The following is a 25,437-nucleotide window of genomic DNA, read 5'->3' as shown; positions in this document are numbered from 1 at the left end:
ATCCTCCGTTGACCTAGGAGACGACGTCCTTGCGGCCGAAACCCCGGAAGGCCAGGGCAAACAGGATGAGCGCGTACGTTATGGAGACCGAGGCGCCCTGGATCATGTCGGTGTACTCCGGCTGCGGGCGCACGACGTCCAGCCACGCGTACTGCCAGTGCGCGGGCAGGAAGTCGCGCCAGTCGCCGAGGGCGGTCACCGAGTCGAGCACATTGCCGACGATGGTGAGGCCGACGGCGCCGCCGACCGCGCCGAGCGGCGCGTCGGTCCTCGTGGACAGCCAGAAGGCCATGGCCGCGGTGACCAGTTGGGACACGAAGATGTACGCCACGGTGATCACCAGGGCCTGCGCGGCGGCGCCGGCGCCGAGTTCGCCGCCGGTCGGCAGCTCCAGCGGGCCCCAGCCGTAGGCGGCGATGCCGACGGCGAGCGCGACGACCGGCAGCAGCACCAGCGCGGCGAGGCTGAGGGTGAGTCCGACGGCGAGCTTGGACCACAGCAGCCGGGCGCGGGGCACGGGCGCGGCGAGCAGATAGCGCAGGGAGGACCAGCTGGCCTCCGAGGCGACCGTGTCGCCGCAGAACAGCGCGACGGGGATGACAAGGAGGAAGCCCGCCGCGGCGAAGAGGTTCACCGCGGCGAAGTTCGCGCCGGACGCCGTCGCCGTGTCCATCAGGTTGACCCGGTTGTTGCCCTCGCCGGGCGAGCCGCCGACCTGGAAGGCGATCGCCAGCACGAGGGGCAGGGCGAACAGGATGCCGCCCATGACCATCGTGCGCCGGCGCTTCAGCTGGCGGATCAGCTCCACCCCGAAGGGCAGGGTGCGGCCCGCGCGGTAGCCGTCGGCGACCTCGACGGGCTCCTTGCGTCCGGGTTCCGTACGCCCGGGTTCTGCGTGCTCGGCACGCTCGGCCAGCGTGCTCATGCGGACTCTCCGATCAGGGTGAGGAAGGCGTCTTCGAGGCGGCGGTGGGGGCCGACCGACTCCACGGGGACCTCCAGCCGCACGAGTTCGGCGACCAGGCGCTGGGCGCTGCCGTCGGTGTCGAGGCGGACCACCAGGCCGTCGTCGGTGCGGACGGCCGACTCGACGCCCTGCAGGGCGGTGATCTTCTCGACGACCGGCTCGTCCACGGGCTCGGACGTGCCGACCAGCAGCGTGTCGCCGGAGCCGACGATCTCGCTCACGAGGCCCGCCTGGACGAGCTGCCCGTGGTCCATGACGACCAGATGCGTACAGGTCTGCTCGACCTCCGCCAGCAGGTGGCTGGAGACGATGACCGTGCGGCCCGCCGCCGCGTACCGGATCATGACCTCGCGCATCTCGCGGATCTGTGGCGGGTCGAGTCCGTTGGTCGGCTCGTCGAGGATCAGCAGGTCGGGCAGGCCCAGCATGGCCTGGGCGATGGCCAGGCGCTGGCGCATGCCCTGGGAGTAGGTGCGGACCGCGCGGGCCAGGGCGTCACCGAGGCCGGCGATCTCCAGCGCCTCGTCCATGTGGGCGTCCTCGGCCGGGCGGCCGGTGGCGGCCCAGTACAGCTCCAGGTTCTCGCGGCCGGAGAGGTGCGGGAGGAAGCCCGCGCCCTCGACGAAGGCGCCGACCCGGGAGAGCACCGGGGCGCCCGGCACGATCGCGTGGCCGAAGACCCGGATCTGGCCGCCGTCCGGCTGGATCAGGCCCATCAGCATGCGCAGGGTCGTCGTCTTGCCCGCGCCGTTGGGCCCGAGCAGACCGAGGACCTGGCCCTTCTCCACACGGAAGGAGAGGTCGCGGACGCTGTAGCGGTCGCCGTTCTTGTACTTCTTGCTCAGGTCGGTGATCTCCAGCGGGACCTCGGCGAGTGCCGGGTCGGGGGCCGGGGTCACGATCCGGCGGCGGCCGGTGACCAGCAGGAGCGCGGCGATCACGGCACCGGCGATCGGGAGGTACCAGACCCAGGCGGGCAGCACGTCCGTACGGTCCGCCCGGCCGAGCGGCGTGGGCACCTCCAGGTCGCCCTTGAGGGAGACGGTGTACGTCGCCGGGGTCGTCGGGGAGGCGTAGCCCAGGTCGGTGGAGGCGAGGACCAGGCGGAGGCTGTGGCCGTCGTCGAGTTCGTGGTCGATGGCCGGGAGGGTGAGCCGGACGTCCTTGCCGGACTCGGCGCCCTCCACGCGCAGGGGCTCGACGAGCTGGGAGGGCAGGACCTGGGACCTGCCGTCCGGGCCGACGTCGTACACCTTGGCGAAGAGGACGGCGTCCTCGCTGGTCGACTTCACATGGACCGTCGCCGTGGGCGAGCCGGTGATCTGGAGGTCGTCGGCGACGGGCTTCGACTGGAACGCGGCGAACTGGCCGGGGAAGTCCAGGGAGATGCTGAGGCCGAGCGAGGAGAGCTGGGCGAGGCCGCCGCCGGCGCCGAGGCCGGGGAGGGCGGAGATACCGGGCGGGTTGGCGCCGGCCGGGTTCTCGAAGCTCTGCTCACGGCCGGCGAGGGCGATCTTCGTGGGGTCGCTCTCCAGGCCCGGGTAGGTGTCGTCGGTGGTGCCGGCGAGGCGGGTCTCGCCGTCGCCGGAGCCGGTGCCGAGGGTGCGGGTGACGCGGAACGCGGAGCCGGTGTCGGCGCCCTTGTCGTCCTTGAGGTAGCGGTCGAACCAGGCGTTCGTCCGGGACTGGACGCGGCTCGTCTCCATGTCGCCACCGTCGTGGCCGCCGGAGATCCAGTCGACGTCCACGGGCGCGCCGTTGGCCTTGATCGTCTTGGCGGCGGCGTCGGCCTGGCCGAGCGGGAAGAGGGAGTCGGTCTGGCCCTGCATCAGCAGGGTGGGCACCTTGATGCGGTCGCCGACGGCCTCGGGGCTGCGCGCGTCGAGCAGCTTCACGGCCTCCGCGTCGGGCGCCCCCGACTCGGCGACGCGCTGGTACATCTCGCACAGCCGGGTCTCGAACTTCTCGCAGCCGCCGCCGGTGTTGACGAAGAGCCCGGCCCACAGCTTCTTGAAGACGCCGTTGGGGAAGAGGGCGTCCGCCAGGTTCCAGTACGTGATCGCGGGCGCGATGGCGTCGACACGGTCGTCGTACCCGGCGGTCAGCAGGGCGATCGCCCCGCCGTAGGAGGCGCCGGCCATGCCCAGGCGGGGGTCGCCCTTCTTGTCGAGCTGCACCTCGGGGCGGGTCGCGAGCCAGTCGATCAGCTTCGAGACGTCGGCGACCTCGCCCTTCGGGTCGTTCAGCCCGATCTTGCCGGTCGACTTGCCGAAGCCGCGCGCCGACCAGGTCAGCACCGCGTAGCCGTCGCGGGCGAGGGCCTCGGCCTGCTCGCGGACGTCGTTCTTGCTGCCGCCGAAGCCGTGTCCGAGCAGGACGGCCGGGCGGCGGCCGTCACCGCCGGAGGTGAAGTACGAGGTGTCGACGCGCACGCCGTCGGCCGTCTCCATGGCCTGGTCGGCGCGTGTCACCGGCGCCGCTTCGTCCGAGGCGGTGGCCGTCCAGGTACCGGCCCCGGCAAGCACGACGACGGCGGCCGCGGCGGCCGACAGCCGCCGTGACCGCCGCAGCGGTCGGAGCATGCCGGGCAATCGAAGATTCATGCGCTCAACGGTAAAGGGCGCGACCTGTCGATTGGTTGTCGATCCGTACCGCCACAGGCTGAACTCTCCGTCCTTCTACCGGGGTACGGATCCCGCCGCCTACTCCGGAGGCAGTACGGCCCGCGCGGGCAGAACCACGCCTGACCTGCCAAGTCGGTTCGCAGCAGCGGAAGTTGATATTCAGCGAAAGAAGTGGAACGCTGAGCCCACTTCCCCCCCCCCACAGATCAGACGGGAAACGCGATCATGCGTCGATCCATCGCACGGTGCCTCGTACTGGCAGCCGCGACCACAGCCACACTCATTCCGACCGTCGGTACCGCCTCGGCCGACGGCGGCTTCCACTTCCTGGCCCTGCGCTCGCAGTCCGACGTGCAGTCGGTGTACGTCAGCGGCAAGGGCTGGACGAACTGGACCACGGACAGCGAAAGCGGAACGCTCGGGAGCCGGGATGAGCCGGTGGAGCTGAGCGTCTGCTACTCGTACCGGCCCGCGAACACCGGCGCATGGGTCCAGGCCGGCGAGGGCCTGCAGGCCCACACCAACGAGGCCCCGGGGCGTCAGGGCGTGCAGCGCTCGAACCCGCGCTGGGTGGACGGCCGCAGCCTCTCCGTGCTGACCTTCGACTCCGGAAACTGCACGGCCGGCGCCAAGGCCTCACGCCGTGTCACCGTCCCCTCGGACGAACTGAGCCGCTTCTGGCTGGACCTTCGGTAGGACCCACCCCCTCGGCCCTCCCGACGCCACGTACCGCCGTCGGGAGGGCCGGACCACGGTGCTCAGTGGTTGCGCGGGAAGCCCAGGTCGACCGCCGAGGGGCCGTCGGCCGGGTCGGGCCAGCGCGTGGTGACGACCTTGCCTCGGGTGTAGAAGTGGGTGCCGTCGTTGCCGTAGATGTGGTGGTCTCCGAAGAGGGAGTCCTTCCAGCCGCCGAAGGAGTGGTAGCCCACCGGGACCGGGATCGGGACGTTGACGCCCACCATGCCGGCCTCGACCTCCAGCTGGAAGCGGCGGGCGGCGCCGCCGTCGCGGGTGAAGATCGCGGTGCCGTTGCCGAACGGGGAGGCGTTGATGAGGGCGATGCCCTCGTCGTAGGTGTCGACGCGGAGCACGGTCAGCACCGGGCCGAAGATCTCGTCCTGGTACGCCTTCGCCGTGGTCGGGACCTTGTCCAGCAGCGAGATGCCGATCCAGTGGCCGTCCTCGAAGCCGTCGACGGTGAAGCCGGTGCCGTCGAGGACGACCTCGCAGCCCTCCGCCGCCGCGCCCGTCACGTACGAGGCCACCTTGTCGCGGTGGACCGCCGTGATCAGCGGGCCCATCTCGGAGGTCGGGTCGTTGCCGGGACCGATCTTGATCTTCTCGGCGCGCTCGCGGATCTTCTCCACCAGCTCGTCGCCGATCGCGCCCACCGCCACGACCGCGGAGATCGCCATGCAGCGCTCACCCGCCGAGCCGTAGGCGGCGGAGACGGCGGCGTCGGCGGCCGCGTCCAGGTCGGCGTCCGGGAGGACCAGCATGTGGTTCTTGGCGCCGCCGAGGGCCTGGACGCGCTTGCCGTTCGCCGAGGCCGTGGTGTGGATGTAGCGGGCGATCGGGGTCGAGCCGACGAAGGAGACCGCCTTGACGTCCGGGTGCTCCAGCAGGCGGTCGACGGCCACCTTGTCGCCGTGGACGACGTTGAAGACGCCGTCGGGGAGGCCGGCCTCGGCGAGGAGTTCGGCGATCTTGATGGAGGCCGACGGGTCCTTCTCGGACGGCTTCAGCACGAACGTGTTGCCCGTCGCGATGGCCATCGGGAACATCCACATCGGGACCATCGCCGGGAAGTTGAACGGCGTGATGCCGGCGACGACACCGAGCGGCTGCCGGATCGAGGCGACGTCCACGCGGCTGGCGACCTGAGTCGACAGCTCGCCCTTCAGCTGCACGTTGATGCCGCAGGCCAGGTCGACGATCTCCAGACCGCGCGCGACCTCGCCGAGCGCGTCCGAGTGCACCTTGCCGTGCTCGGCGGTGATCAGCTCCGCGATCGCGTCCCGGTTGGCGTCGAGCAGCGCGCGGAACTTGAACAGGATGGAGGTGCGCTGGGCCAGCGAGGACTGGCCCCAGGTGACGAAGGCCTCCTTGGCGGTGCGTACCGCCGCGTCGACCTCGTCGACGGTCGCGAAGGCGACCTTGGTGGTGACCGCGCCGGTCGCCGGGTCCGTGACCGGCCCGAACGTACCCGACGCGCCTTCGACGGTCTTGCCGCCGATCCAGTGGTTGACGATCTTCGTCATTCCAGAAACTCCTTGCTTACAGATGGCGGCGTCGGGTTGAGACGTGCCGGTCGTACTCCTCGCGTGCCTTGACCGCCGACGCTCGGGTCGCGGTCTCGGCCACAGGTACATCCCACCAGGCCTGCGCGGGAGGCGGGCCCGACACTGTGTCTGCCGTTTCGGTCTCCACGTAGACACATGTGGGAGTGTCGGCCGCCCGTGCCTCGGCGAGGGCGGCGCGCAGGTCACGGACCGTCTTGGCGCGCAGGACGCGCATGCCGAGACTGGCCACGTTGGCGGCGAGGTCCACCGGCAGCGGGCTGCCCGTGAACGTGCCGTCGTCAGGGTTGCGGTGCCGGTAGGCGGTGCCGAACCGCTCACCGCCGACCGACTCGGAGAGGCCGCCGATGGAGGCGTACCCGTGGTTCTGCACCAGCAGCACCTTGATCGGGACGTTCTCCTGGACCGCCGTGACGATCTCGGTCGGCATCATCAGATAGGTGCCGTCGCCGACCAGCGCCCACACGGGGCGGCCTGGAGCGGCCATCCGGACACCGATCGCGGCCGGGATCTCGTACCCCATGCAGGAGTAGCCGTACTCCAGGTGGTACTGGTCCCGGGACCGCGTGCGCCACAGTTTGTGCAGGTCACCGGGGAGCGAACCGGCCGCGTTGATGAGGATGTCGGACTCGTCGACGAGTTCGTCGAGCAGGCCGAGAACCTGGGCCTGGGTGGGCCGGGTGTCCGGTTCGTCGGCCTCGTAGCAGGCGTCGACGCGGTGCTCCCAGCGCTGCTTGTCCTCGGCGTACTCGGCGACGTACGCGTCGGCGACCCGGTGGCCGTGCAGTTCGAGCGCCTGGGTCAGCTCCTCCAGCCCGACGCGCGCGTCGGCGATCAGCGGCAGCCCGGAGAGCTTGTGGCCGTCGTAGGGCGCGATGTTGAGGTTGAGGAAGCGGACACCGTCGGCGGCGAAGAGGGTGCCGGAGGCGGTGGTGAAGTCCGTGTACCGGGTGCCCACGCCGATCACCAGGTCGGCGGTGCGGGCGAGTTCGTTGGCGGTCGCCGTGCCGGTGTGGCCGATGCCGCCCACGTCCTGCCGGTGGTCGTGGCGCAGCGAGCCCTTGCCGGCCTGCGTGGACGCCACGGGAATGCCGGTGGCGTCGGCGAGTTCGGCGAGCGCCTCCTCGGCGCGGGCGTGGTGGACACCGCCGCCGGCGACGATCAGGGGGCGCCCGGCTTCGCGGATCGCCCGTACGGCGGCGGACAGTTCGGAGCCGTCGGCCGCGGGACGGCGGACGTTCCAGGTCCGCTCGGCGAAGAACTCCACCGGCCAGTCGTACGCCTCCGCCTGCACGTCCTGCGGGAGGGCGAGCGTGACCGCGCCCGTCTCGACGGGGTCGGCGAGCACCCGCATCGCCTGGAGCGCGGCCGGGATCAGGGCCTCGGGGCGGGTGACACGGTCGAAGTACTTCGACACCGGGCGCAGGCAGTCGTTGACGCTGATGTCGCCCGCGTACGGCACTTCGAGCTGCTGGAGGACCGGGTCCGCCGGCCGGGTGGCGAAGATGTCGCCGGGGAGCAGCAGCACCGGGAGGTGGTTGATCGTGGCGAGGGCGGCGCCGGTGACCAGGTTGGTGGCGCCGGGGCCGATGGACGTCGTCACCGCGTGCGTCGACAGCCGGTTCGACTGCCGGGCGTAGCCGACGGCCGCGTGGACCATCGACTGCTCGTTGCGGCCCTGGAGGTACGGCATGTCGTCGGCGTACTCGACCAGCGCCTGGCCGAGGCCCGCGACGTTGCCGTGGCCGAAGATGCCCCAGGTGGCGCCGATCAGCCGCCGGCGCTCGCCGTCGCGCTCGGTGTACTGGGCGGCGAGGAAGCGGACCAGCGCCTGGGCGACCGTGAGGCGGGTGGTGGTCGCGGCCGTGGTCGTGGTCGTGGTCGGGCTCATCGGTACCCCTCCGTGTGGTCGGGGTGGAAGCAGATCTGCCACTTCCGCTCGGGGCCGGGGCCCGCCATCACGTTCAGGTAGTACATGCTGTGGCCGGGCTGCGCGATGGACGGGCCGTGCCAGCCGTCGGGTACGAGCACCGCGTCACCGGAACGGACCTCGGCGAGCACCTCGGCGCCGCCCTCGCGGGAGGGCGACACCCGCTGGTAGCCGAAGCCGTGCGGGCCGTCGATCTCGAAGTAGTAGATCTCCTCCAGCTCGGTCTCCTCCCCCGGCCGGTTCTCGTCGTGCTTGTGCGGCGGGTACGAGGACCAGTTGCCGCCGGGGGTGATGACCTCGACGGTGATCAGCTTGTCGCACTCGAAGGCGTCGGCGGAGGCGAAGTTGCGCACCTGGCGGGCGCAGGTGCCGCTGCCCCGTTCCTCCACGGGGACCTCCGGCGCGGGGCCGTAACGAGCGGGGAGTCGTCGCTCGCACTTCGCTCCTGCCAAAGCGAAGCGGCCTCCCGCGCCGGAGGCGATCTGTACCCGGGCGTCACGGGGCGCGTACACGAAGTCGGAGACTCCGGCGAACACGCTCTCCCTGCCCAGGATCTGAAACTCCGTGATCCCGACACGGTCTGAATTGCCCGGTTCCTCCGACACCTGAACCGTACAACCGCCGCCCAGGGACAGCACGATCCATTCACTGTCCTCGGTCGCGAACGTGTGCGAGCCGCCCGGCTCCAACTCCACGACGCGCAGGCTGCTGTGGGTCCAGCCGGCCCGCTCGGGGTCGATGTCCACGGCGTACCGGGCGGTCGCGGTGGCGCCCTTGGGTACGTACAGCTCGGTCTTGTGTGTCATGCGGCCCTCACAACAGTCCGACGGCGGTGTCCACGGCGGCGGTCACGTCGTCGTCCGCCGGGTAGAGCAACGAGCGGCCGACCACCAGGCCCTGCACGGTGGGCAGTTGCAGCGCGCCGCGCCACTTCTCGTACGCGCCTTCCTGGTCCTCGCCGACGTCGCCGCCGAGCAGGACGGCGGGCAGCGTCGAGGTCTCCATGACGCGGGCCATGTCGTCGGGGTTGTCGGTGACGGGCACCTTCAGCCAGGTGTACGCCGAGGTGCCGCCGAGCCCGGCCGCTATGGCGATCGACTTGGTGACCGCTTCGGCGCTCAGGTCGTTCCTGACCTTGCCGGTGGCCGGGTCGCGGCGGCTGATGAACGGCTCGACGAACACGGGGAGTCGGCGCTCGGCCATGGCGTCCACGGCACGGGCGGTGGACTCCAGGGTGGTGAGGGAGCCGGGGTCGTCGTAGTCGACGCGCAGCAGGAGCTTGCCGGCGTCGAAGCCGAGGCGCTCCATGTCCTCGGGGCGGTGGCCGGTGAAGCGGTCGTCCAGTTCGAAGCTGGCGCCCGCCAGGCCGCCCCGGTTCATCGAGCCCATGACGACCTTGCCGTCGAGGGCGCCGAGGAGGAGCAGGTCGTCGAGGATGTCGGCGGTCGCGAGGACGCCGTCCACGCCGGGGCGGGACAGGGCCAGGCACAGTCGTTCGAGGAGGTCGGCGCGGTTCGCCATGGCGAGCTTGCGGTCACCCACGGAGAGAGCGCCACGGGCCGGGTGGTCGGCGGCGACGATCATCAGCCGGCCGGAGTCACCGATCAGGGGGCGCCGGATACGGCGGGCGGCGGCCTCGGCGATCGCCTCGGGGTGGTGGACCCGGGTGCGGACGAGGGCGGAGACGTCGATGGGGCCGACGGGTCCGAGGCGACCTGCCGGGCGGGTGGCGGTCACAGCACCGCTCCCGCCGCGACCGCTGTCTCGATCTCTTCCACGGTCGGCATCGCGGAGGAGCACTCCAGGCGGGAGGCGACGATCGCGCCGGCCGCGTTGGCGTACCGCATGATCTTCTCCAGGTCCCAGCCTTCGAGCAGGCCGTGGCAGAGGGAACCGCCGAAGGCGTCACCGGCACCGAGGCCGTTGAGGACGTCGACGGGCAGGGGCGGGACCTCGGCGGACTCGCCCTTGGCGTTGACCGCGAGGACACCCTTCGGCCCCTGCTTGACGACCGCCAGTTCGACTCCGGCGTCGAGCAGGGCGCGGGCGGCGGCCTGCGGCTCGCGTACACCGGTGGCGACCTCGACCTCGTCCAGGTTGCCGACGGCGACGGTGGTGTGCCGCAGGGCCTCCTCGTAGAAGGGGCGGGCCTCGGCCGGGTCGGACCAGAACATGGGGCGCCAGTCGAGGTCGAAGACCGTCGTGCCCGCCCTGGCCCGGTGGGCGAGCGCGGCGAGCGTCGCCGTACGGCTGGGCTCCTCGCTCAGGCCCGTGCCGGTCACCCAGAAGATCCGGGCGGCCGCGATGGCGTCGAGGTCCAGCTCGTGGGCGTCGATCTCCAGGTCCGGGGCCTTGGGGCGCCGGTAGAAGTAGAGCGGAAAGTCGTCCGGCGGGAAGACCTCGCAGAAGGTGATCGGGGTCGCGAGGCCCGGGACCGGGGTGACCCAGCGGTCGTCCACGCCGAAGTCGCGCAGCGCCTGGTGGAGGTAGTCGCCGAAGGGGTCCTCACCGGTGCGGGTGATGACGGCGGTGGAGCGGCCGAGACGGGACGCGGCCACCGCGACGTTCGTCGCCGAGCCGCCGAGGAACTTCCCGAAGGACGTCACCTGCGGCAGCGGGACCCCCGTCTGCAACGGGTAGAGATCCACACCGATCCGCCCCATGGTGATCAGGTCGTACGCCATCGAGTTCCCTTCACGCGCCGGTTCCCGTCAAGGTCTAGTCCCGTCGGAGCGACCCTGTCAATACTTTGTCCAGACATTCGGACTACCTATTGACACCCTCAGGCTTCGAGGCTGAAGCTGACTCCCATGACGTCGTTGTCTCCTCAGTCCTCACTCTCGCGCATCCGAGTCGGCTCGGCGCCCGACTCCTGGGGCGTCTGGTTCCCCGACGACCCCCAGCAGGTCCCCTGGCAGCGCTTCCTCGACGAGGTCGCCGCTTCCGGCTACGAGTGGATCGAGCTGGGCCCCTACGGCTATCTGCCGACCGATCCGGCGGTCCTCGCCGAGGAGACGGCCAAACGCGGCCTGAAAGTGTCGGCCGGCACGGTCTTCACCGGGTTGCACCACGGTCCGGACGTCTGGGAGAAGACCTGGGCGCACGTGGCCGACAACGCGGTCCTCGCACAGGCCATGGGAGCCAAGCACCTCGTCGTCATCCCGTCGTTCTGGCGGGACGACAAGACGGGCAAGGTGCTGGAGCCCAGCGAACTGACCGTCGAGCAGTGGCGGCACCTCACGCAGCTGACCGAGCGGCTCGGACGGGAGGTGCGGGAGAAGTACGGCCTCCAGATCGTCGTCCACCCGCACGCCGACACCCACATCGACAGCGAGGAGAACGTCGTCCGCTTCCTGGACGGCACCGACTCCTCCGTGGTCTCGCTCTGCCTCGACACCGGGCACTACGCCTACTGCGGCGGCGACAGCGTCAAGCTGATCGAGACCTACGGTGAGCGCATCGGGTATCTGCACCTCAAGCAGGTCGACCCCGAGATCCTGGCCGACGTCCGCGCGAACGAGATCCCGTTCGGCCCGGCCGTGGCCAAGGGTGTGATGTGCGAGCCGCCCAAGGGCGTGCCCGAGCTGGGGCCGGTGCTGGCCGCCGCCGCGAAGCTGGACGTGGACCTGTTCGCCATCGTCGAGCAGGACATGTATCCGTGCGAGCCGGACGCTCCGCTGCCGATCGCCCAGCGGACCAGGGCGTTCCTGAGGTCCTGCGGGGCGTAGAGGTTGACCTGCCCGCAAGGGGGCGGGGGCTGCGGAGCGTTCGAGGCTGCGACGTTCCTCGTGGCTGGTCGCGCAGTTCCCCGCGCCCCTTGAGGGCGAGGCTGCCCCCCTCGTTACGGGGCATTCCAATTCGTCACTTGTGTCACAAAGAACACATCCCTGTCACGTCTGTCACGCGTACGCGGGGGTTTCGTCACACGTGCCCCACGGGCGCTCTCGCCGATCACTCACGGTCGTTGACCGGGCACAGGCTTCTGATCGCCAGCGCAGTGCCCGGCGCCCTCTACGGTCTTCCCGGCCGCCGCCGTGGTGCGCGCAGGGAGGTGCCACTGATGACGACCGACCGACCTCTCTGGTCGTACAAGGACATCGCGGCGCACATCCGTGTGCAGCCCGACACCGTCCGCTCGTACCGCAAACACGGGCTGCTGCCGCCCCCGGACCAGGTGGAGGGCGGCAAGCCCTACTGGTACGCCGACACCATCCGCGCCTGGGTCGCCTCCAGACCGGGCAACCGGGGGCGCAGGATCGAGTGAGTCGGTCCCGCTCTTCGTCGCTTCGCTTATTCACTTGTCCCCGGGTCCTCGGCTGTCGAGGATCCGGGGATGAGTTTTTCCATCAAACCAGTGCTCACCGGTGAGAGGGCCGTACTGCGGCCGTTCGCCGAGGACGACGCGACCGTGATGGCACGGATCCTGGCCGACCCGGAGGTCGTCCGCCTCACCGGCAGCGCGACCGAGGAGTTCGGGGCGGACCGGCTGCGCGCCTGGTACGGCAGCCGCAGTGAGCAGAACGACCGGCTCGACCTCGGCATCGTGGACCGGGCGAGCGGTGAGTTGGTGGGTGAGACCGTGCTCCATGAGTGGGACGAGGCCAACCGCAGCTGCTGCTTCCGGGTTCTGATCGGGCCCGGTGGGCGGAACAAGGGACTGGGCACGGAGGCCGTGCGGCTGACGGTCGGGCATGCCTTCGAGGGCCTCGGGCTGCACCGCGTGTCGTTGTACGTCTTCACCCACAACCCCCGGGCCCGGCGCGCCTACGAGAAGGTCGGGTTCGTGGCCGAGGGAGTCGAGCGGCAGACGCTGTGGCAGGACGGGCGGTGGATCGACGCCGTGCGGATGTCGGTGCTCGCGCCGGAGTGGGCCGCGCATCGGGGGTGGCCCGAGGACGGGCGGGGTAACGGTCGGGGCGACGGGCGAGGGGACATCAGCTCCACGGTTCTATGACCGTCACTCCGCTGCCGGGCGCCGTGCCCATCGCGGCGAGCGCGGCCGGGGCCGCGTCCAGCCCGATCGTCGCGGTCACCAGGAGGTCGGGGCGCAGGACGCCCGCTTCCACCAGCTTCAGCATCGTGGGGTAGGCGTGGGCCGCCATGCCGTGGCTGCCCAGGAGTTCCAGCTCCAGGGCGATCGCGCGGGCCATGGGGACGGGGGTGGTGCCCGTCTCGGAGGGAAGCAGCCCCACCTGGATGTGGCGGCCCCGGCGGCGGAGGCCGTTGACGGAGGCCGCGCAGGTGGCCGGGGCACCGAGCGCGTCCAGGGAGAGGTGGGCGCCGCCGCCGGTGAGGTCGCGGACCGCTTCGGCCGTGTCCTCGACCGCCGAGGCGTCCACGCAGTGCGTCGCCCCGAACTTCCGGGCCAGGTCCAGAGCCCGGGGCGATACGTCGACGGCGATCACACGGGCTCCGGACGCCGCCGCCACCATCACCGCGGAGAGGCCCACCCCGCCGCAGCCGTGCACGGCGACCCACTCCCCCGCCGCGACGCGGCCCTGCGCCACCACCGCGCGGAAGGCCGTGGCGAAGCGACAGCCGAGGGAGGCCGCCGTGCCGTACGACAGCTCGTCGGGCAGCGCCACCAGGTTCACGTCGGCATGGTCCAGGGCGACGTACTGGGCGAACGAGCCCCAGTGAGTGAAGCCCGGCTGTGTCTGCCGCTCGCACACCTGTTGGTCACCGGCCGCGCACGCGGCGCAGGTGCCGCAGGCGCACACGAACGGAACGGTGACCCGATCCCCGGGGCGCCAGCCCGTCACCGCCGCGCCGGTGGCCTCCACGACCCCGGCCAGTTCATGGCCGGGGACGTGCGGGAGCACGATGTCCGGGTCGTGGCCCTGCCAGCCGTGCCAGTCGCTGCGGCAGAGACCGGTCGCCTCGACCCGGACGACGACGCCGTGGGAGGCCGGGGTGGGGGTCGGGACGTCTCTTACCGTCGCCGCCTCTCCGAACTGCTCGAACACGACTGCGCGCATGTGCCCCACCCTTCGATTCGCGGCCGGTGATCACTGCCGGCCCCGGCCAGCATCGCACTGTCGGTGCGTGGGGTTCTCTCTCGCCTCCGCCGCCCTCACCCATCCTTTCCCCCCACCACCACCAAGGGGCTGCGCCCCTTTGGCCCCGAGCGTCCGTCCGGTGGGGGCTGGTCGCGCAGTTCCCCGCGCTCCTGAATGGCCTGCGGCTTCAGGAGCCGGAATGGGTGGCGACCGGCTCCGGTTTCGGCTCGGCGCTGGGCTCCGGTGCAGGGGTCGACTCCCCCTCGCTCAGGCCGAACCGCTCGTGGAACCGCCTCAGCGGGGCCGGGGCCCACCACGTCGCACGGCCCGTGAGGCGCATGACCGCGGGGACCAGGAGGCTGCGGATGACCATGGCGTCCATCAGGACGGCGAGGGCTATGCCGAGCCCGAGCATCTTGGTGTTGGTGACCCGGGATGTGCCTATGGCGATCATGACAACGGCGAGGATGACGGCGGCGGCGGTGATCAGGCCTCCGGTGCGCTGGAGCCCGAAGCGGACAGAGGCGGTGTGGTCGCCCGTGTGGTCGTACTCCTCCTTGATGCGGGAGAGCAGGAACACGCCGTAGTCCATGGAGAGCCCGAAGGCCACGCAGAACATCAGGACCGGCAGGGTCGTCTCTATGGAGCCGGGGCTGGTGAAGGCGAGCAGGCCGGAGAGATGGCCGTCCTGGAAGACCCACACCAGCGCGCCGAACATCGCCGTCAGGCTGAGGGCGTTCAGCAGGACCGCCTGGAGGGGGATGAGCACGCTTCCGGTGAGGAGGAAGACCAGGATCAGGGTGACGATCGCGATGAAGGAGAGGGCCCAGGGGAGACCGTCCCCTATGGCCGCCTTGGTGTCGACCAGGACCGCCGCCGTGCCCGTCACCGAAGTGTCGAACGGGGCGTCCATGGCCCGGATGTCCTCCACCAGACGCTGCGCGCCCTCGTCGACCGCCTCGCCCTTCGGCTGCACGGTGAAGTAGGCCCAGTCGCCCTCGACCAGGGGCCCCTCCACCCGGAGCACCTCGGGGAGGTCCGCCAGCCGCTCCTTGTAGGCGGCGTACTCCGCCTTCGTCGCCTCGCCTTCCGCCAGGACCTCCAGACCGCCTCCGGGAGTGCCCGGGAAGCCCTCGCGGAGGTGCTGTTGGACGACGTGCGACTCGGCGGTGGCGGGGAGCTGGCGGTCGTCGGCCGTGCCGAACTTCACTCCCAGGAAGGGGAGGCCGAGGAGGAGCAGACCGGCGGTCGTGGCGATGGCGAAGTAGGGGGCGCGGCGCATCACGAGGGCTGCCGTCCGGCCCCAGGCGGCGCCCTCCTCCACGTCCGGGGAGTCACCGCCCCCGCTCTGCGCCTTGCGTCGCTTGAACAGCTTGCGCAGGTCCAGGGCGTTGACGCGGTCGCCCAGGAGGACGAGCGCCGCCGGGAGGAGGATCAGGGCCGCTGCCGCCGCCAGGAGGACCACCGCGATGCCCGCGTAGGCGAAGGACTTCAGGAAGTACTGCGGGAAGACCATCATCGCGGCCAGGGAGACGGCGACCGTGAGGGCGGAGAAGAGGACCGTGCGGCCGGCCGTGCGCAGGGTGGTGGCGACTGCCGTCAGGGAGTCGGCGCCGGTGGACAGTTCCTCACGGAAGCGGCGCACGATGAACAGGGCGTAGTCGATCGCGAGGCCCAGACCCATGGCCGTGGTGAGGTTCAGGGCGAAGACCGAGACGTCGGTGACCTCGGTGAGGCCGCGCAGGATCGCGTTGGTGCCGAGGATCGCGACGATGCCCACGCCGAGCGGCAGCAGGGCGGCGACCGCGCTGCCGAAGACCATGACCAGCAGGACGAGGGTCACCGGCAGGGCGATCATCTCGGCCCGCAGCAGGTCTTCCTGGATGATCGTCTGCATCTCGTGGCGCACGGCGAGGATGCCGCCGACCTTGACGTCCACCGGCCCGTGCGTGCCGCGGAGTTCGGGGGCGATGCGGTCCAGGGTCTTGTTCACGGCCGTGTCGTCGCCGGTGAGGCGGGCCGCTATCAGCGCCTCGCTTCCGTCCTCCGAGCGCAGGGTCGGGGCGCCCGTCCGCCAGTAGGAGCCGACCCCCGTGACGCCCTTCTCGGCGGCCAGCCGCTCGGTCAGCTTCCTCGCCTCGGCGGCGACGGCCGGGTCGTCTACCGAGGCCTCGCCGGCGTCGACCAGCAGCAGGAAGTTCGGCTGGGAGTCGGGGAACTCGCGTTCCAGGGCCTTGGTCGCGTAGGTGGACTGGGCGGCCGGGTCCTCCCAGCCGCCGCTGCCGAGACGGTCGGCCACATCGCTGCCCGCGACGACCGCGAGGGCGGTGAGCACCAGGGCGACGAGCAGGGAGAGCCGGGGACGGGCGGTCACGAACCGGGTCCAGCCTCCCCGTCGGGGTGGCCGGTTGACTTCGGTCATGGTGCGGTGTCCCCTTCATCCGACTCACTGTGATCCGTGCTGTGCGCAGCCGGGCAGCAGCGAAACGCCGAGCCATACACTGGCAAACACGAGAGATCGCTCGCGTTTCACCAGAATGCGAGCGACCACTCGTGTTTGTCAATCACGTCCGGAAAGCTGGGGATAACCGCGTGCCCACCCACCAGGAGAAGGAACAGCACCGGGCCGACGAGTCGCCCCGGGCCGAAGAGCCGCCCCGGTCCAAGGAGCAGCCGCGCCGCCGCCAGGCCCGCGGCGAGCGCCGCATCGCCCAGCTCCTCGAAGCGGCAGCCTCCGTGTTCTGCTCGACCGGCTACACCGCCGCCAGCACCAACGCCATCGCCCGTGAGGCCGGGGTCTCACCCGGCACGCTGTATCAGTTCTTCCCGAACAAGGAAGCGATCGCGATCGAGCTGAGCGAACGGCTCATGCTGGAGATGCGCGAGACGTACGGCGAGGCGCTCGCCCCGGTGGATCCGGCGACCCCGCTGGAGGTGGCCGTGGCCGCCGCCGTCGACCGTTTCATCGACTTCAACTGCCGCCATCCGGTGGTCTACACGCTGATGCACGGTCCGGACGTCCCCGGCCGGATCGCCGAGCAGCACGACGCCCTGCACACGGCCCTGGTCGCGCGGATCGAGGCGCTGCTCACCCCCCTCCTGCCCGGCACACCGGCCGCCGACATCACGCGCACCGCGCACGTCTGCATGGCCATGTACAAGGCCGGCCTGGAGCTGGTGCTCAGCCGCGAGGGCGCGGAGCGCGAGGCCTACATCCAGGAACTGAAGAACATCCTGCACCGCTACCTGGAACCGCTGGTGGGCGATTGCCCGCCCACCGGCCCCTAGGACCCCCCGCGCCCCACCTCCCCACGCGACCCCCTCTTGGATTCATACCCCTAGGGGGTATAAAGTGGATGCCCTGAAGGGTTACCCGACCCCCACAGATCCCCTACAACCCGATCCACCCGATCCACCCGATCCACCCGATCCACCCGCCCCGATGAGGAGTAACGACATGACCACCGAGACCGACACCCAGGGCTCCGTCACCGCCGTCTACAAGGTGAGCGGCATGAGCTGCGGACACTGCGAGGGCGCCGTTTCGGGCGAGATCACCCAGCTCGACGGCGTGTCCTCCGTGAAGGCCGTCGCCTCCACCGGCGAGGTCACCGTGGTCTCGGCCGCACCGCTGGACGAGGAGGCCGTGCGCGCCGCCGTCGACGAGGCGGGCTTCGAGCTGGTCGGCAAGGCCTGAGGCGCCGAGCAGCACAGGCACGGACACCGACATGACGAGCACCACGGCGGCAGCCGCCACGAGCGCCCCCGTCCACGAGGTCGAGCTGACCATCGGCGGAATGACCTGCGCCTCCTGCGCGGCCCGTGTCGAGAAGAAGCTCAACCGCCTGGACGGGGTCACCGCCTCCGTGAACTACGCGACGGAGAAGGCGAAGGTCGCCTACCCCTCGGGGATGCAGGTCGCCGACCTCATCGCCACCGTGGTGAAGACGGGTTACACCGCCGAGGAGCCACCGCCCCCGGCCCCCGCACGGACCGAGCACGAGGAGCCCCTCCGGGCGGAGGAGGCGGACCCCGAGCTCGCCTCGCTGCGCCAGCGGCTCACCGTCTCGGCGCTGCTCGCGGCGCCCGTCATCCTCATGTCCATGATCCCCGCCCTCCAGTTCGACAACTGGCAGTGGCTCTCGCTGACGCTGGCCGCCCCCGTCGTCGTATGGGGCGGACTGCCCTTCCACCGGGCCGCGTTCACCAATCTCCGGCACGGCGCGGCCACGATGGACACGCTCGTCTCCGTCGGCACGCTCGCCGCCTTCGGCTGGTCCCTGTGGGCCCTCTTCTTCGGGCACGCGGGCATGCCGGGCATGCGGCACGGATTCGAGTTCACCGTCAGCCGTACGGCGGGCTCGTCGACGATCTATCTCGAAGTGGCCGCCGGGGTGGTCGCGTTCATCCTGCTCGGCCGCTATCTGGAGGCCCGCTCCAAGCGTCGCGCGGGCGCCGCGCTGAAGGCGCTGCTGAGGCTGGGCGCCAAGGACGTGTCGGTGCTGCGTCAGGGGCGGGAGGTACGGCTCCCGGTCGGGCAGCTGGCCGTGGGCGACCGTTTCGTCGTTCGCCCCGGGGAGAAGTTCGCCACCGACGGCACCGTCGTGGAGGGCGCGTCCGCCGTCGACGCGTCGATGCTCACCGGTGAGTCGGTGCCGGTGGACGTGACCGTCGGCGACGCCGTCACGGGCGCGACCGTGAACGCCGGCGGCCGGTTGGTCGTCGAGGCGACACGGATCGGCGCGGACACCCAGCTGGCGCGGATGGCGCGGCTGGTGGAGGACGCGCAGAACGGCAAGGCGGAGGTGCAGCGGCTCGCCGACCGGATCTCGGCGGTGTTCGTGCCGGTCGTCATCCTGATCGCGGTCGCCACCTTCGGCGCCTGGCTCGGCGCCACGGACGACCCCACCGCCGCGTTCACGGCGGCCGTCGCGGTGCTGATCATCGCGTGCCCGTGCGCGCTCGGCCTCGCCACCCCGACCGCCCTGCTGGTCGGTACCGGCCGCGGCGCCCAGCTCGGCATCCTCATCAAGGGGCCCGAGGTCCTGGAGTCCACCCGCCGCGTCGACACCGTCGTCCTGGACAAGACCGGCACCGTCACCACCGGCCGGATGACGCTCCAGCGGGTACACGTCGCCGGGGACGCCCTCGAAGGCGAACCCGGAGCCCACGCCGAAGGCGTGACCGAGGCCGATACCGAAGGCGTCACCGAAGCGAGCGTCCTGCGTCTCGCCGGCGCTATCGAACACGCATCCGAACACCCGGTGGGCCGGGCGATCGCCGCGGGCGCCGAGGAGCGCGTGGGCGCACTGCCGCCCGTCGAGCGCTTCGAGAACCTGCCCGGCAGAGGCGTACGCGGCCTCGTGGAGGGCCACGACGTCCAGGTGGGCCGGTTCCCCGGTGAGCCGCTCCCCGAGCCCCTGAAGGGCGCCAAGGAGGCCGCCGAGGACGCGGGGCACACGGCGGTCGTCGTCCTCCGCGACGGCGTGGCACTCGGTGTCGTCACGGTCGCCGACGCGATCAAGGAGACCAGCGCCGAGGCGGTACGGCGGCTGCGGGATCTCGGGCTCACACCGATGCTGCTGACGGGGGACAACGAGCGCGTGGCCCGGTCCGTGGCCGCGGCGGTCGGCGTCTCCTCCGAGCACGTGATCGCCGAGGTGCTGCCCGAGGACAAGGTCGACGTCGTACGCCGGCTCCAGGGGGAGGGCCGTACGGTCGCGATGGTCGGCGACGGGGTCAACGACGCGGCCGCGCTGGCCGTGGCCGATCTGGGGCTCGCCCTGGGCACGGGGACGGACGCGGCGATCGAGGCGGGCGATCTGACGCTGGTGCGCGGGGACCTGCGGGTGGCCGCCGACGCCATCCGGCTGTCGCGGCGGACCCTGTCCACGATCAAGGGCAATCTGGCCTGGGCCTTCGGATACAACGTGGCCGCGCTGCCGCTGGCCGCCGCCGGATTGCTCAACCCGATGATCGCGGGGGCGACTATGGCCTTTTCGTCCGTTTTCGTGGTAACGAACAGCTTGCGACTCAGGACATTTTCGTGACCGCCGGGCGAAAGTCCCTCTAGAGTCCGGAAGTAGCCTCACATAAGCTCTTCACAAGGCTCGCGCATCATCCTTACGCTGGGACCTCGATCGCCGAATCGGGTCTCTTGCGCATCTTCAGGACATGACGCAAGAGACGCAGATCACAGTGTTGTGAACGTAACCACCGAAGGGGTTCGTGAGTCTAAGTTGGCGATGTCAGAAGCGTCTTGGGGGGCGTGACTGGCATCTGGGGATGTCTTGGGGGACGTTCCCGGAATTGCGTTGCCGGGGCACGTGCACCGGGGAGCTTTGAGCGGCCCTCCCGTACGTACGCGTCCCGGCAGACCGCACACCGCCGCATCACAGATACATACAGGTAGGACGACGAGTTCTGCTCGTCGAGCTCAGCGATTCAGGCGCTGTGCCCACCAGACGCCCGGCCGGATCCCGTGGGGGGAATCCGCACCGGGACATGGGAAGGCGCCCTGCTCGCCGGCCCGTGGGGGGACCAGCGTTGCAGGGCGCCTTCTCCCTGTTTTTTGGGGCTCGGTTCGCCTCCGGGGCGCTTGTGCCTGTGTCGAGAGGCCGATCGTGCTCGACCCTTCGGGCCTCCGCGCGTTCGGCCTCTCGACACAGGCGCGCCCCTTCGGCTCACTCGCCGTAGGGCGCCCTCTTCTGTGGCCGGGCACGCAGTGGGCCCGTACGGAAGACTCTCCGTGCGGGCCCCTTGCTTACAAGTGATCGGCGGCTCAGCGCGCCTCGACCGGCACGAAGTCGCGCTCGACCACGCCCGTGTAGATCTGGCGCGGGCGGCCGATGCGGGAGCCGGGCTCCTTGATCATCTCGTGCCACTGGGCGATCCAGCCCGGGAGGCGGCCGAGGGCGAAGAGGACCGTGAACATCTCGGTCGGGAAGCCCATGGCGCGGTAGATCAGACCCGTGTAGAAGTCCACGTTCGGGTAGAGGTTGCGCGAGACGAAGTAGTCGTCGGAGAGCGCGTGCTCCTCCAGCTTCAGCGCGATGTCCAGCAGCTCGTCGGACTTGCCGAGGGCCGAGAGGACGTCGTGCGCGGCAGCCTTGATGATCTTGGCGCGCGGGTCGAAGGACTTGTAGACCCGGTGGCCGAAGCCCATCAGGCGGACGCCGTCCTCCTTGTTCTTCACCTTGCGGATGAAGGAGTCGACATCGCCGCCGTTCGTCTGGATGCCCTCCAGCATCTCCAGCACGGACTGGTTGGCGCCGCCGTGCAGCGGGCCCCAGAGCGCGGAGATACCGGCGGAGATCGAGGCGAACATGTTCGCCTGCGAGGAGCCGACCAGTCGGACCGTGGAGGTCGAACAGTTCTGCTCGTGGTCCGCGTGCAGGATCAGCAGCTTGTCGAGCGCGGAGACGACGACGGGGTCGAGGTCGTACTCCTGGGCCGGGACCGAGAAGGTCATGCGCAGGAAGTTCTCGACGTAACCGAGGTCGTTGCGCGGGTAGACGAACGGGTGACCGATCGACTTCTTGTACGCGTACGCCGCGATGGTCGGCAGCTTGGCGAGCAGGCGGATCGTGGAGAGGTTGCGCTGCCGCTCGTCGAACGGGTTGTGGCTGTCCTGGTAGAACGTCGACAGGGCGCTGACCACGGAGGAGAGCATCGCCATCGGGTGGGCGTCCCGGGGGAAGCCCCGGTAGAAGTTCTTGACGTCCTCGTGCAGCAGGGTGTGCTGCGTGATCTCGTTCTGGAACGTGGAGAGCTCGTCGACGGTCGGAAGCTCACCGTTGATCAGCAGATACGCCACCTCCAGGAAGGTGGAGCGCTCGGCCAGCTGCTCGATCGGGTAGCCGCGGTACCGAAGGATGCCCTGCTCACCGTCGAGATAGGTGATGGCGGATTTATAGGCAGCGGTGTTCCCGTAGCCGCTGTCCAGGGTGACCAGACCGGTCTGGGCCCGGAGCTTCCCGATGTCGAAGCCCTTGTCGCCGACGGTGCTGTCGATCACCGGGTAGGTGTACTCGCCGTCGCCGTACCGCAGTACTACAGAGTTGTCGCTCACGTCATCCCTCACCGACGTAGTGCCTCTTCTTCGAGGTGCCCTGACTGTCTCTACCATCCCCCAATTGGCTCTGGAGAGTGCACTCGGGGTCGACCATCGGGCCCATCGGCGGCACTCAGTGCCGCCAACTTGCTCATCCTGCCCCCTCCGTCCGACATCTGGAAGGGCTGTGTGACCTTTACGACTCATTTGATCGATCAAATTTCACTCACGGGGCGACGCGCCTTCACGAGAGGTACTCACAGTGACCGTGGCGCGAGCCGGAAGTCGAGAGCCGTGCACCTGCGGCCCGCCGACACCGTGCGGACCGCCTGGCCGATCGCCTTGCGGGAGCCGACGAGGACGACGAGCTTCTTCGCCCTGGTCACCGCCGTATACAGAAGGTTGCGCTGGAGCATCATCCAGGCGCCGGTGGTGACCGGGATCACCACGGCCGGGTACTCGCTGCCCTGGGACCGGTGGATGGTCACCGCGTAGGCGTGCGCCAGCTCGTCCAGTTCGTCGAACTCGTACGCCACCTCCTCGTCCTCGTCGGTGAGGACCGTCAGCCGCTGGTCGACCGGGTCGAGCGCGGTGACCACGCCGACGGTGCCGTTGAAGACGCCGTTCTCGCCCTTCTCGTAATTGTTGCGAATCTGGGTGACCTTGTCGCCGACGCGGAAGACCCGTCCGCCGAACCGCTTCTCGGCCAGGTCGGGACGGGCGGGGGTGATGGCCTGCTGGAGCAGCCCGTTGAGGTTGCCTGCGCCGGCCGGGCCGCGGTGCATGGGCGCCAGCACCTGGACGTCCCGGCGCGGGTCGAGCCCGAACCTGGCCGGAATGCGACGGGCCGCCACGTCGACCGTGAGGCGCCCGGCCTCCTCCGTGTCGTCCTCGACGAAGAGGAAGAAGTCCTTCATGCCGTCGGTGACCGGGTGCTGCCCGGAGTTGATCCGGTGCGCGTTGGTCACCACGCCCGACTGCTGGGCCTGGCGGAAGACCTTGGTGAGGCGGACGGCGGGGACGGGGCTGCCGTCGGCCAACAGGTCACGGAGGACCTCGCCGGCGCCGACGCTGGGCAACTGGTCCACGTCGCCGACGAAGAGGAGGTGGGCGCCGGGAGGCACCGCCTTCACCAGCTTGTTGGCGAGGAGGAGGTCCAGCATGGAGGCCTCGTCGACGACCACCAGATCGGCGTCCAGCGGGCGGTCCTTGTCGTACGCCGCGTCGCCGCCGGGCTTCAGCTCCAGCAGGCGGTGGACGGTGGAGGCCTCGGCGCCGGTCAGCTCGGCGAGGCGCTTGGCGGCCCGGCCGGTGGGGGCGGCCAGGACGACCTTCGCCTTCTTGGCGCGGGCCAGTTCGACGATCGAACGGACCGTGAAGGACTTGCCGCAGCCGGGACCGCCGGTGAGCACGGCCACCTTCTTCGTCAGCGCGAGGCGTACGGCAGCCTCCTGCTCCGGGGCCAGCTCCGTGCCCGTACGCCCCTTCAGCCAGGCCAGCGCCTTGTCCCAGGCCACGTCGTGGAAGCCGGGCATACGGTCCTGGTCCGTGCGCAGGAGGCGCAACAGCTGGGCGGAGAGGGAGAGTTCGGCGCGGTGGAAGGGGACGAGGTAGATGGCGGTGACCGGCTCCGAGCCGGGGTCGGGGCCGGGGACCTTCTCGCGTACGACGCCGGGGTCGCCCGATTCCTCGTCCGGCAGGGCGAGTTCGGCCAGGCACTCGATGACCAGGCCCGTGTCGACCTGGAGGAGCTTGACCGCGTCGGCGATCAGGCGCTCCTCCGGGAGATAGCAGTTGCCCTGGTCGGTGGCCTGCGAAAGGGCGTACTGCAGGCCCGCCTTGACGCGCTCCGGGCTGTCGTGGGGGATGCCGACGGACTGGGCGATCTTGTCGGCGGTGAGGAAGCCGATGCCCCAGACGTCGGAGGCGAGGCGGTACGGCTGGTTCTTCACGACCCCGATCGAGGCGTCGCCGTACTTCTTGTAGATGCGCACGGCGATGGACGTGGACACCTCGACCGTCTGGAGGAAGAGCATGACCTCCTTGATCGCCTTCTGTTCCTCCCAGGCGTCGGCGATCTTCTTGGTGCGTTTGGGGCCGAGGCCGGGGACCTCGATGAGGCGCTTCGGCTCCTCCTCGATGATCTGGAGGGTGTCCAGGCCGAAGTGCTGGGTGATGCGGTCGGCGAAGATCGGGCCGATGCCCTTGACCAGGCCGGAGCCGAGGTAGCGGCGGATGCCCTGGACGGTGGCCGGGAGGACGGTCGTGTAGTTCTCGACGGTGAACTGCTTGCCGTACTGCGGGTGGGAGCCCCAACGGCCCTCCATGCGGAGGGATTCGCCGACCTGGGCGCCGAGCAGCGCGCCGACGACCGTGAGCAGATCGCCGCCGCCCCGGCCGGTGTCCACGCGCGCGACCGTGTAGCCGTTGTCCTCGTTGGCGTACGTGATGCGTTCCAGGACGCCTTCGAGTACGGCGAGCTGTCGTTCGCCCGGGGGGTTCCCCGCCTGTTGAGCCATGATCCGACGGTACCGCCGGAATCTGACACCGAGGATCGCCCTTCGGCAACTCCGCGCCGTGGCCGCACTCCGGCCACGCCCCGGCAGATACCGGGTACACGGTGGCCCCGGAGCATAACTGGGGGCTCGTCCCCCATGTCCCTTCACCGTCTGGCGCGGACGCTGAACCCATGCGCCGCCGCTTCGACCAGCGGTCGGCACGAGCATGTCCAACGACAGGAGCAGCATGGCCAAGTCAACCCGCAGGGGATTACAGGCGGCAGCGGTGGCAGCGGCGGGTGCCGCGCTGCTGGTACCCACCGGCCCGGCGTCTGCCGCGACGGGGGCGGTGCAGGCGAGCGCGACGGTGGTACAGGCCAACGACGCGTTCATCTTCGTCAACGCAGCGGCCGGGGAGAGGAACAGGATCTTCATCAACCCGTCCGGCAGCACCGTCACCGTCATCGACACCGGGGCGTCCACTTCCGCGGGCGTGGGGTGCACGCTCAACAGTGACGGTTCCGTCTCCTGCCCGGCCGGCACCCGGACGATCCTCGTCGTAGCCGGCGACGAGCAGGACACCATTGCCCAGAGAACCGGCCTGCGTGCCTCGCTCGACGCCGGACCGGGCAACGACACGGTGTACGCCCAGGACGCCACCGGCCGTCAGTCCATCGCGGGCGGAGAAGGACGGGACACCCTGCTGAGCGGCAGCGGCGCCGACGTCCTCGTCGGGGGACCGGGCGTCGACCTTCTGAGCGGCGGGGCGGGCAACGACATCCTGGACAACGTCGATCAGGCTCCGGGAGACTCCGCCCAGGGAGGGGACGGCAGCGACAGCTGCACGTCGGACTCCGGAGACCAGGAGCTCGGCTGCGAGTCCTGACCTGGCCTCCGGCCGGTTCGGGCCCGCGCCTGTGACAGCGCCTGACGGCATTCGCTGAGCCCGCCGTCAGGCCTCAAGTCCTGCCCGATGGGCCGTCCGCTCCGGCTGGCGGCCCATCTCGTCGGGGCGCCTGCGGGGCGACGCGCCGCGGTACGACGGAACTCGTTGACAAGGGCCCGC

At 70.5% G+C, this 25,437-nt stretch carries 19 protein-coding genes; 8 read left to right on the top strand and 11 right to left on the bottom strand.

The genetic code is table 11. The features are described 5' to 3' along the window. Positions 1–13 precede the first annotated feature (13 nt). Positions 14–925, bottom strand: a complete 912-nt coding sequence (locus tag K1J60_RS28545) for an ABC transporter permease (RefSeq protein WP_220648699.1) — start codon at positions 923–925, stop codon at positions 14–16. Further along, a complete protein-coding gene (locus K1J60_RS28540; RefSeq protein WP_220648698.1) occupies positions 922–3,570 on the bottom strand; it encodes an alpha/beta fold hydrolase in 2,649 nt (882 codons plus the stop codon). Before K1J60_RS28540 ends, K1J60_RS28545 begins: the two co-directional genes overlap by 4 nt. 246 nt (positions 3,571–3,816) lie before the next feature. On the opposite strand from K1J60_RS28540, the gene K1J60_RS28535 reads away from it, so the two are divergent. Beyond that, on the top strand, positions 3,817–4,287 hold the full coding sequence (locus K1J60_RS28535; RefSeq protein WP_220648697.1) for a hypothetical protein: 471 nt from the start codon (positions 3,817–3,819) through the stop codon (positions 4,285–4,287). 62 nt (positions 4,288–4,349) lie between these two features. Here the strand turns inward: K1J60_RS28535 and mmsA are convergent, their stop codons facing one another. Genes mmsA through iolC form a run of 5 tightly spaced genes read right to left on the bottom strand, consistent with a single transcriptional unit; the run spans position 4,350 to position 10,505 of the window. After that, the gene (gene mmsA, locus K1J60_RS28530) at positions 4,350–5,852 is read right to left on the bottom strand and encodes a CoA-acylating methylmalonate-semialdehyde dehydrogenase (protein ID WP_033531346.1); all 1,503 of its coding nucleotides are present in this window, start codon (positions 5,850–5,852) and stop codon (positions 4,350–4,352) included. A gap of 16 nt (positions 5,853–5,868) precedes the next feature. After that, entirely contained in the window at positions 5,869–7,782 is a 1,914-nt protein-coding gene (gene iolD / locus K1J60_RS28525) for a 3D-(3,5/4)-trihydroxycyclohexane-1,2-dione acylhydrolase (decyclizing) (protein ID WP_220648696.1), read from the bottom strand. Then, entirely contained in the window at positions 7,779–8,627 is an 849-nt protein-coding gene (gene iolB / locus K1J60_RS28520; RefSeq protein ID WP_220648695.1) for a 5-deoxy-glucuronate isomerase, read from the bottom strand. Before iolB ends, iolD begins: the two co-directional genes overlap by 4 nt. A 7-nt stretch (positions 8,628–8,634) precedes the next feature. Then, positions 8,635–9,513, bottom strand: coding sequence for a Cgl0159 family (beta/alpha)8-fold protein (locus K1J60_RS28515; protein WP_220651743.1), 879 nt, complete (start codon positions 9,511–9,513; stop codon positions 8,635–8,637). Between the two features lie 41 nt (positions 9,514–9,554). After that, positions 9,555–10,505: a 5-dehydro-2-deoxygluconokinase gene (gene iolC / locus K1J60_RS28510; RefSeq protein WP_220648694.1), complete on the bottom strand. Its 951-nt coding sequence runs from the start codon at positions 10,503–10,505 to the stop codon at positions 9,555–9,557. A gap of 126 nt (positions 10,506–10,631) precedes the next feature. On the opposite strand from iolC, the gene K1J60_RS28505 reads away from it, so the two are divergent. The 3 genes from K1J60_RS28505 to K1J60_RS28495 all read left to right on the top strand — a co-directional run bounded on the left by K1J60_RS28505 (position 10,632) and on the right by K1J60_RS28495 (position 12,775). Further along, entirely contained in the window at positions 10,632–11,549 is a 918-nt protein-coding gene (locus K1J60_RS28505; RefSeq protein ID WP_220648693.1) for a sugar phosphate isomerase/epimerase family protein, read from the top strand. 332 nt (positions 11,550–11,881) lie between these two features. After that, positions 11,882–12,085: a helix-turn-helix transcriptional regulator gene (locus K1J60_RS28500; RefSeq protein WP_220648692.1), complete on the top strand. Its 204-nt coding sequence runs from the start codon at positions 11,882–11,884 to the stop codon at positions 12,083–12,085. A 69-nt stretch (positions 12,086–12,154) separates the two neighbouring features. Then, positions 12,155–12,775 carry a GNAT family N-acetyltransferase gene (locus K1J60_RS28495; protein WP_220648691.1) on the top strand — a complete coding sequence of 207 codons (621 nt, stop codon included), beginning with the start codon at positions 12,155–12,157 and terminating at the stop codon, positions 12,773–12,775. On the opposite strand, the gene K1J60_RS28490 is transcribed toward K1J60_RS28495, so the two are convergent. Together K1J60_RS28490 and K1J60_RS28485 are read right to left on the bottom strand one after the other, a co-directional pair. Beyond that, the gene (locus tag K1J60_RS28490; RefSeq protein ID WP_220648690.1) at positions 12,756–13,799 is read right to left on the bottom strand and encodes a zinc-dependent alcohol dehydrogenase family protein; all 1,044 of its coding nucleotides are present in this window, start codon (positions 13,797–13,799) and stop codon (positions 12,756–12,758) included. The two genes, K1J60_RS28495 and K1J60_RS28490, sit on opposite strands and share 20 nt — an antisense overlap. 208 nt (positions 13,800–14,007) lie before the next feature. Then, positions 14,008–16,242, bottom strand: a complete 2,235-nt coding sequence (locus K1J60_RS28485) for an MMPL family transporter (protein ID WP_220648689.1) — start codon at positions 16,240–16,242, stop codon at positions 14,008–14,010. Between the two features lie 284 nt (positions 16,243–16,526). On the opposite strand from K1J60_RS28485, the gene K1J60_RS28480 reads away from it, so the two are divergent. The 3 genes from K1J60_RS28480 to K1J60_RS28470 all read left to right on the top strand — a co-directional run bounded on the left by K1J60_RS28480 (position 16,527) and on the right by K1J60_RS28470 (position 19,870). Further along, positions 16,527–17,108 (top strand): TetR/AcrR family transcriptional regulator, encoded by a 582-nt coding sequence (locus K1J60_RS28480; protein ID WP_220651742.1) that lies wholly within the window; start codon positions 16,527–16,529, stop codon positions 17,106–17,108. A 169-nt stretch (positions 17,109–17,277) separates the two neighbouring features. Next, the gene (locus K1J60_RS28475) at positions 17,278–17,517 is read left to right on the top strand and encodes a heavy-metal-associated domain-containing protein (RefSeq protein ID WP_033531337.1); all 240 of its coding nucleotides are present in this window, start codon (positions 17,278–17,280) and stop codon (positions 17,515–17,517) included. A 31-nt stretch (positions 17,518–17,548) separates the two neighbouring features. Then, positions 17,549–19,870, top strand: a complete 2,322-nt coding sequence (locus tag K1J60_RS28470) for a heavy metal translocating P-type ATPase (protein ID WP_220648688.1) — start codon at positions 17,549–17,551, stop codon at positions 19,868–19,870. A 731-nt stretch (positions 19,871–20,601) separates the two neighbouring features. Here K1J60_RS28470 and K1J60_RS28465 read toward each other — a convergent pair. After that, complete coding sequence (locus tag K1J60_RS28465; protein ID WP_220648687.1) at positions 20,602–21,891, bottom strand: citrate synthase; 1,290 nt, start codon at positions 21,889–21,891, stop codon at positions 20,602–20,604. A gap of 239 nt (positions 21,892–22,130) precedes the next feature. Further along, a complete protein-coding gene (recD2, locus tag K1J60_RS28460) occupies positions 22,131–24,392 on the bottom strand; it encodes an SF1B family DNA helicase RecD2 (RefSeq protein ID WP_220648686.1) in 2,262 nt (753 codons plus the stop codon). 226 nt (positions 24,393–24,618) lie between these two features. On the opposite strand from recD2, the gene K1J60_RS46790 reads away from it, so the two are divergent. Further along, positions 24,619–25,257: a calcium-binding protein gene (locus K1J60_RS46790; RefSeq protein ID WP_220648685.1), complete on the top strand. Its 639-nt coding sequence runs from the start codon at positions 24,619–24,621 to the stop codon at positions 25,255–25,257. The last annotated feature ends 180 nt before the right edge of the window (positions 25,258–25,437 follow it).

The organism is Streptomyces akebiae, from assembly GCF_019599145.1.
GTDB lineage: Bacteria > Actinomycetota > Actinomycetes > Streptomycetales > Streptomycetaceae > Streptomyces > Streptomyces akebiae.
This window is presented reverse-complemented; position numbering and strand designations above follow the sequence as displayed.